2 protein-coding genes are annotated in these 4,006 nt (G+C 61.7%); both read right to left on the bottom strand.

Going from position 1 to position 4,006, the window contains the following annotated elements; translation table 11 throughout:
• Window positions 1-81: 81 nt before the first annotated feature.
• Window positions 82-1,449, bottom strand: coding sequence for a sigma-54-dependent transcriptional regulator (locus AC11W3_RS03260; protein WP_484092472.1), 1,368 nt, complete (start codon window positions 1,447-1,449; stop codon window positions 82-84).
• 104 nt (window positions 1,450-1,553) lie between these two features.
• Entirely contained in the window at window positions 1,554-4,004 is a 2,451-nt protein-coding gene (locus AC11W3_RS03265) for an ATP-binding protein (RefSeq protein ID WP_484092473.1), read from the bottom strand.
• Window positions 4,005-4,006: the final 2 nt, after the last annotated feature.

The raw sequence follows: 4,006 nt of genomic DNA on the forward strand, positions 1-4,006 counted from the left end.
GGGGGAGCCGCGATGATAGATGGCCGTAACGTCCCCCCCTTGACAAAGGGGGGACAGGGGGGATTTGCTTTGGAGCCAGGACTACAAGGCGTACTTGTCCATCTTGTAGCGCAACGTGCCCCTGGGGATCTTGAGGATGGCGGCGGTCTGAAGGACGTTGCCGCAGGCCTTCTGAAGGGCCTGCTGGATGAGTGATTTCTCGATGGCGCAGATCGCCTCTTCCAGACCGAGCTCGGGCGGAAGTGCTGCGAGATCGACCGTCCGCTGGGCTGCGGCGGGTTGGATGCACCTGATCTCCTGGGGCAGATACTCCGGGAGGAGGGTCGGGCCGCTGCGCATGATGCAGATGCGCTCGATGACGTTCCTCAGTTCCCTGACGTTGCCTGGCCACGGGTATTGCGCCATCAGATGCCCGGCCTCGGGAGAGATGTCGCGGAAGTCTCGCCCGAAGGCACGGCTGAAGCTGTCCAGGAAATGGGAAGAAAGAGCGGTTATGTCGGTGACGCGCTGCCTGAGCGGCGGGATGTGGATCGGGAAGACATTGAGCCGGTAGAAGAGGTCCTCGCGGAAGCTCTTCTCGACAATCCTTTGCGAGAGATTCCGGTTGGTCGCGGCGATCACGCGGACGTTGATGCTGACATCCTTTACGGCGCCGACCCGGCGGATCATTCTCTCCTGCAGCACGCGCAGCAGTTTGGCCTGCATGACCATGTCCATCTCGCCGATCTCGTCCAGAAAGACGGTTCCCTGGTCGGCCTCCTCGAAGAGCCCTTTCTTCCGGCAACTGGCACCCGTGAACGCCCCCTTCTCATGCCCGAACAGCTCGCTCTCCAGCAGTGCGGCGGGGATCGAGGCGCAGTTGATGGCGACGAATGGGGCATCCTTGCGGTCGGACAGGTCGTGGATGGCGCGTGCCACGAGTTCCTTGCCCGTTCCGGATTCCCCGGTAATGAGGACTGTGGATGGAATCCGTGATATCTCCCGGACCTGCGCCGCGACCTCGTTGAAGGCCTCGCTTTTGCCTATCATCGGGGAGCCGGGGAGAAGGCCGTTGCTGCCTCGCAGCTTGCGGACCTCGCGCTTGAGGGTTTGCGTCTTGAGTGCCAGCTTGACGATCAGCCTCAGGGCGTCGGCCTTGAAGGGCTTTTTCATGTAATGGAAAGCGCCCAGCTTGAGCGATTCGACCGCACTTTCCACGGAGCCGTAACCGGTGATGATAATAACCAGGAGTTCAGGGTTGAGCTCCTTGAGGGATTTGAGGACGTCGATCCCGTCCTCGGTCCCGAGGTTAAGGTCAAGCAGGGCCAGGTCGATCTCTTCGGACGCCACCAGCTCACGGGCTTCACCGCCGGAGCCGGCGCTGCAGACCTCGAACCCCTCGTCGCTCAGGATCCGCTGGACGTTTTCACAGATGAACGGTTCGTCGTCGATGATAAGTATTTTTTCCATGGCTACTTCCTTAAAAGAGATCCCTCGCCCATTTCCCTCATCCCGCCTGCGGGCTGAAGCGCCCTTCGGCGCGCAAGCCCGACCCTCTCGGCAGGGCGATGGGCTTAGTGGACGAAGGGGAGTACGATAGAAAAGGTGGTGCCCTTGCCGGGGGTGCTTTCCACGCGGATGGTCCCCTGGTGCTCCTCCACGATCCGCTGGGTGATGGAGAGGCCCAGTCCGGTCCCTGCCCCCTTCCTGGTGAAAAACGGTTCGAAAATGAGAGGAAGGTCCTCGGCGGCAATCCCCGCACCACTGTCGCTGATGCTGACCACCGCGCAGTCGCCCTCTACCGAAGTGGATACCTTGATGCTCCCGCCGCCGGGGAGCGCTTCCTGCGCGTTGCGGACGATGTTGAGGACCGCCTGTTTTATCTTTTCCGGATCCAGCCGAAGCGGCGGAACCTCCCCCTCCTCCACGGTCAGCAGGACCTTCTGCCGCTCACACGGGCGCCGCATCAGCAGCACGGTGTCATAGACGACCTGGTTGAGATCACAGTCCCTGAAGTCGGCACGGGTCGGAGAGGAGTAACTGAGCAGGGCCTGAATGAGCCGCTCAACCCGTTCAATTTCCGCCAGGGCCTTCTTTATCAGCTCGCGGTCGGAGCTGGAGGCGGCGTTGTCGTGCAGGTCGTCCAGCAGAAGGGAGATGCCGGTCAGCGGGTTCCTGATCTCGTGGGCGAAGCCGGCGGAAAGCTTGCCAAGGGAGGCGAGACGATCCAGCCGCATCATCTCTTCGTGCAGTTTCGCCTTTTCCGTCTCGTTTCGCAGGACCACGGTGATTCCCTGTTCCGCCTCGGAACCGATGGGGAAGAAGCCGAGTTCGAAATGGGTCATGCCATTGCCCCGGTCGAACTTGAACGGCTCACGTCGATAACCGGAGTGACTTGAAAGAGTAACGGCGACCCGCTCGCTCAGATTGCCCCAGCCGCTGAAGACCTCGCTGTAGTGCATGTCCGGGACGACGTGCTCCCCCAGAACGACACGCCCGGCGCCGTTGATGGTGATCAAGCGACCCTCCGGGGAGAAGGTGATGATGGCGCTGGAGATACTGTCGAGGACGCTGGCCTGGAAGTTGCGCTCGTCCATGGTCTCCAGCTGTGACTTGCGCAGCTCGTCAAGCGTTGACAGCAGGTCCTTTTTCCGGAGATCCAGCTCGTCGGCCATGTTGTTGAAGGTGCTGGCCAGGACGCCCATCTCGTCTGCCGATCTGACCACGACCCTGACGTTGCTGTCGCCTGCCGCGAGCTTGCCGGCCCCCTCCGTCAGCTGCCGCAAGGGGATGCTCATCCCCCGTGACAGCACCCAGGCCGAAAGAGCGGAAAGGAGCGCCGTGGCCAGGATGATGGCCGCGCTGGTGGTCCGGTGCTCGCCCAACTGGCGGTTGATGAGGCGGCTTCCCTTGCGGGCGGCCTCGTGGAACTGGTCCACCTGGAACCCGATGGTGACCCCTCCAAAGATGCCGTGCTTGCGGTAATCTCCGGTGTCGTAGAAGATCGGGGCATAGGCCATGATCTTCTTGGCGCCGCCGACATTGGTGATGTCGACATACCCCGCCTGCTGTCTGCGCACGGCGGCCGCTACCTTAGGATAGCTGGGGTGAATGAAGCCGGCGCTGTCCAGGTTGAACGGAATGCGCCCGCTCTCCACGTCCTCTTTGCTCGAGTGCTCGGTGTAGGGGGGCACCAGCTTCCCGGTCGAATCGACCCCGCGGATATCCCAGAACTTGGGATGGGTGATGATCCATCCCTCGTCGTCGAAAAGGAAGGCGTAATTGCCGCTCATGTAAGAGGGAAAGAGCGTGGAGAAGTTCTTGCCCGGATCGACATGCTGGGTGAATTCCATCAGGTGCCGGTGGTCCAGTGACAGCACCACCATCCCCTGGAATGCCCCTCGGGCGTCGAAAAGAGGGGCGCCGAATCGCACCACACCCTCGAACGCCTTGCCATCGTAGGCGGTTTCCGGGCTGCTTGCACCGGACAACTGCTCCTGCCTCAGGACATGGAACCCGGTGACGTGCGAGACATAGATCTCTCCCCGCTTAAGGGCGCGTATCCTGTTGAAATAATCTTCACTCTTGAATTCGGTGTTCGCGGGGTCGGAGACATTTCGTAGCGCCTTAGCCGCAAGAAGCCTCCCCTCACGGATCACGACCCGCTCCCTGCCGGAGCGATCGATAAAGGCGATGGAGCGGTAAAGCGGGAGGAACTCGTGAGTCCCCTGCGCCGCCGTCGCGCTGCCGCCTCGCTGCCAGATCTCGCTGCGACGTGTCTGGTAGAAGTCGAGCAGGGTGGATGTCTGGAGGCGCGAACGGGACAGGAACATCAGGTCGCTTTCGCACTGGTGCAGGAAGTCCGAAATGTTGTCGGCAAGTACCCGCGCCCTCATCTGCAGCGACTCCGTGGCCTGGCTGTCGTCGGATTGGGCGATCTCCGAGGTCAGCCTCGCGCTCTTGGACTCGAGATTGGCCAGCAGGATCAGGAAGGAGACGAAAAGCGGCAGCAGAGAAAGGAGCAGCG

The organism is Geomonas sp. (assembly GCF_056994735.1).

What these genes read in the sequence shown, in the direction of transcription:
- AC11W3_RS03260 (WP_484092472.1), bottom strand. Translation starts at nt 1,449, where the DNA reads ATGGAAAAAATACTTATCATCGACGACGAACCGTTCATCTGTGAAAAC.